The 3838-nt window shown below is 69.5% G+C and carries 4 protein-coding genes and 1 pseudogene; 2 read left to right on the plus strand and 3 right to left on the minus strand.

Annotation, left to right across the window (positions count from 1 at the left end; translation table 11 throughout):
- Positions 1-146: 146 nt before the first annotated feature.
- Both AAH979_RS42590 and AAH979_RS42595 read right to left on the minus strand, forming a co-directional pair.
- Positions 147-398: a hypothetical protein gene (locus tag AAH979_RS42590; protein WP_346263798.1), complete on the minus strand. Its 252-nt coding sequence runs from the start codon at positions 396-398 to the stop codon at positions 147-149.
- A gap of 142 nt (positions 399-540) precedes the next feature.
- On the minus strand, positions 541-1404 hold the full coding sequence (locus AAH979_RS42595) for an aminoglycoside phosphotransferase family protein (RefSeq protein WP_346263799.1): 864 nt from the start codon (positions 1402-1404) through the stop codon (positions 541-543).
- Positions 1405-1575: 171 nt separating this feature from the next.
- On the opposite strand from AAH979_RS42595, the gene AAH979_RS42600 reads away from it, so the two are divergent.
- On the plus strand, positions 1576-2082 hold the full coding sequence (locus tag AAH979_RS42600) for a zinc-binding dehydrogenase (RefSeq protein ID WP_346263800.1): 507 nt from the start codon (positions 1576-1578) through the stop codon (positions 2080-2082).
- Between the two features lie 443 nt (positions 2083-2525).
- Positions 2526-3203 (plus strand): maleylpyruvate isomerase family mycothiol-dependent enzyme, encoded by a 678-nt coding sequence (locus AAH979_RS42605; RefSeq protein ID WP_346263801.1) that lies wholly within the window; start codon positions 2526-2528, stop codon positions 3201-3203.
- Positions 3204-3378: 175 nt separating this feature from the next.
- On the opposite strand, the pseudogene AAH979_RS42610 reads toward AAH979_RS42605, so the two are convergent.
- Positions 3379-3838: pseudogene (locus tag AAH979_RS42610) on the minus strand (alpha/beta hydrolase); the annotation flags it as partial.

The raw sequence follows: 3838 nt of genomic DNA on the forward strand, positions 1-3838 counted from the left end.
CGTAGGGGAACGGTCGCTTCCACAGCGGCGGCCGGGCTGGTGGGGCCAGACGGATGCCATGGAGTCGGCCCGAGTCCGCGCCGGGGTCGGGGCGGAAGACCATCCCGGAATGTCATGCGGATCGGTGGCTCGCGTCTGCGCGTCCGTCAGCTGAATGAGTGTGGCCATGACGTGTCGGCGGTCGGCTCCGGGACGCGCAGCCGCGGGCGTTCCCATCGCTGTTCGACGCGGGCGAGACGCCACACCGCTACGGCGACAACCCAGGCGAGGACGAAGAGGCCGACGATGAGGAAGCCGGCCTGGTTCAGGTTGGCGCTGCCGATCGCGGCGAGTGGTCCGTGGCGGATGCCCAGTCGGTCGGTCAGGATCGACACCAGCTCGACGGTGCCGATGAGCACGGCACCGTCACCGCCGCCTCGATCCGGCTCTGGATTAAGACCTGATCAGCCCGCCCTCCAGCCCTCTCGGTCGCTACTGCAAGTCAAGCGCCCTGGAGCCTATGGCGCCATGCTCTGCCAGGTACTACCTGGAGGTCGGCTGCTACTCCAGCACCGCACGGAAGGCGCGCTCGCCGATGCCGCGCATCAGCGGGTTGTCCGCCGAGTGCGTCAGGAAGACCAGGGACAGGACAAGCGCCCACCCACGCGACCGCTCCCAGGTCGCGTCGTCCGCGCGGCCATACGCTTGTCGAAGAGCAGCACGCTGCTCCGCCGTGAACAGCATCCAAGCCACGGACAGGTCGGTGGCGGGATCGCCCGAGGTGATGTCACCAAAGTCGATCACGGCGCTGATTCGGCCGCGGTCGACCAGGATGTTGGCCGGGTGCAGGTCCCCGTGCAGCCACAGCGGCGGACCATCCCAAGCAGGTGTAGCGGCGGCCGCCTCCCAGATCCGCAGTGCGGCGGCACGGTCAGCCGGATCGACGTGCTCCAGCCCGGTCAGGACTCCCTCGGCGCGCCCGGCCAGTGGTATCCCGCGAAACGGGTTGACGGGCGCCTCCGAAGGAGCCGGGGCATGCAGCGCGCCTAGGAAACCGCCGAGCGTCGCTGCGGCCGACCAGAGGTCGTCGGGCTCCGACCGCGCGGCGGTCCGGCCCGGGAAAAACGGCACGACACTCCATGACCACGGGTACTGAGTCGTCGGCTGCCCGACACGCACCGGCGCTGGCACCGGCAACGGCAGGCGGTCGGCCAACTCCGGCAACCACCGCTGCTCGTGCGCGACGAGCTCGGCGGCCATGGCGCGTCGCGGCAACCGGACGAGGAACTCCTCACCAAGCCGACACACAAGGTTGTCCCAGCCGTTGGCCAGGACCTCGACCGGCAGGTCCGCCAGGTCGGGGTGCTGCTGATCGAGCAGACGGCGCACCAGTTCGACAGAGACTGGAACCTCCGCAGCGGGCATTCGCTGAATTGTCACAGCGAGAACCGTACGGCCGCGCCCCGGCGCGTTTGGAAGCAAGAGAGGGAAACGACTGCGCCGCGCAGGGCTATCACGTGATCCGCCGGACACGGCCTAGCTGTACTGCCCAGGGAGGTTGGTCAACCGCTGCTGGCAGGTCTGACCGCTCTGCAGATGCTGGAGTGGCTCGGGGTGTCAGCGGGCGATCGGCTGCTCGTCGCTGGAGCCGCTGGCGCTGTCGGTGGTCTGGCCCTGCAACTGGCCCGGGTACGAGGCGTACGGGAGGACGCTCTGGTCTCCCGCGAAGCCCACCTCGACTTCACCAGAGAATGGGGCGCGGAATTCGCCACCACTGACCCGGCCGCCCTCGCCCACCGCCACTACGACGCGGTCTTCGACACGTTCGGCGCGTTCGTCACCGAGGCGGTGGCTGACGGCGGCCGGTACGCCTACATCGCCACCCAGGTCGGACCGGTTCCCGATCTGATCGCGAGGAGGGTACTGACCACGATCAACCAGGTCCGTGAGGACGGCGTCGGGCTGCGTGAACTCACCACGTACGTCTATCAGGGCGCCGTGTCGCTCCGCGTCGGCTCCACCTTCGGGATCCATGACATCCAGGCCGCGCACCGACGATTCGGACAGGGCGGCCTGAACGGAAAGGTCACCGTCACCTTCTGACACCGCCCGCGGGGCGCGAGCCGAAGAGGGTGGTGATCCCGCGCGAGCGCCGAGCCGACGTGCTGCTCGTGGACCCGATCCCGACGCCACGAGAGAATTCAGCACCAGGGCTGACCGAGGGGGCCGGCCGGGCGATTCCGGGAACGACCGGCCCCGGTTGGCCCCCTCGGTTCCCTCGTCGGCATCGCCTCCATCGGCGCCGTGCTGGCCGTCACCCCGGTTGGACCGCCGGAGCGACCCCTCTCGTCTCTCATCGTCGGCGCCGCCTACATCGCCGGGGCCCTGATCGCCGGGGGCCTGATCCGCCTGCCCGAACGGGGCCAGCGCCGCGACCGCGACCGCCGCGAGCGGGCCGGCCCCCCAAAGATCGAACGCCTGGGTCAGGAATCGCTCAGGTGGTGGCCCCGTGCCTGACCCGCGACGGAGATTGTTAGGTTCGAGGCATGGACCTGCACGCTCGGCTGCGCCACCAGCTTGAGGGTTTCCGCGACTGCCTGCGCGACGACCTGACCGCCCCCATCGAGCACTGTCCGGGATGGACGCTCTACGACCTGGCTGATCATCTCGGCAACGGAAATCTGTGGGTGGCATCTGCGGTACGCGACGGGCGCGACGGCCATCATCCGGTTCCCGCGCCGCGTGATGCGCTGGTGCCGTGGTTCGAGGACACGTGCGCGGTCATGCTGGAGGCTCTGGCGGCTGACCTGAGCGCCCCGGCCTGGACGTTCCACCCCCCGCACACGATCGGCTTCTGGCAGCGTCGCCGCTGTCAGGAGACCCTCCTGCACCGCTGGGACGCCGAAAACGCCCTCAACCGGCCTACCGCTATCGATGCCGACCTGGCCGAAGACGGCATCGCGGAGGTGTTCGACACCATGGCGCCGCGCCAGATCGTGCGCGGGCGAACCAGCGAGCCGGAGGTGGCCATCCGGGTTCGTGCCCACGACAGCGGCGGGTCCTGGATCTACGGACCGGGTGAGCCGGTCGCCGAGATCACCGGTACGGCCGAACAGTTGCTGTTGATGTTGTGGGGCCGCCTATCAGTCGATCACCCCGCTATCGGCTGGACGGGGGACCGGAAGGCGGCCCTGGTCGTGCTCGCGGGTCCCCTGACCCCCTGACGGGATCGAACCAGGCACCCGTACGCCCGGAGTTCCCCTTCGTCGACGGCCCGGCTCGGCGGCCGCTGCACTGGCTGAACCTTCGCCCAGTTGCCGGTGTTCTCGGGGTCTTCGGCTGTCCGGCTCAGCGGCCCGGCGGGTTGCCGGCCCGGGCCGCTGAGCGGCTTGTGCCGTATCAGGTGAAGAACCGTATGAGGTGCTGAATGAGGGCCTCGGGTTGTTCTTCGGGGATGTAGTGGCCGCTGCCTGCCACGGCGGCGACCTCGACGTCGGTGCCTTTGTCTGGCAGCACCGCCTTCAGAAGTTGGTATCCGCCTTCGCCGCCGCCGAGGCCGAGCAGGGGTGCGGTCACGGGGGCGTAGGTTTTCTCGTCGGCGATGTCCTGGCCGAATGCCCGGTACCAGGCGTTGCCGGCACGGATCGCGTCCGCGGTGGAGTAGGCGTGCGCGTACACGTCCCGGTCGTGGTCGCTGATGGCGCCGGGGTCCTCGACCAGGTAGTCGATCATCCAGTCGACCAGATGACGGGAGCGGCCGGTGAGCAGGCGTTCGGGCAGGCCGGGGACCTGGTTGAACGCGAACCACCACAGGAACCGTCCGGGCCCGGCGTGGATGTCGCCGCCCACCTGCTGGCGT

Origin of the sequence: Plantactinospora sp. ZYX-F-223 (assembly GCF_039649625.1) — a bacterium.
In the GTDB taxonomy this organism is placed as follows: Bacteria; Actinomycetota; Actinomycetes; order Mycobacteriales; family Micromonosporaceae; genus Plantactinospora.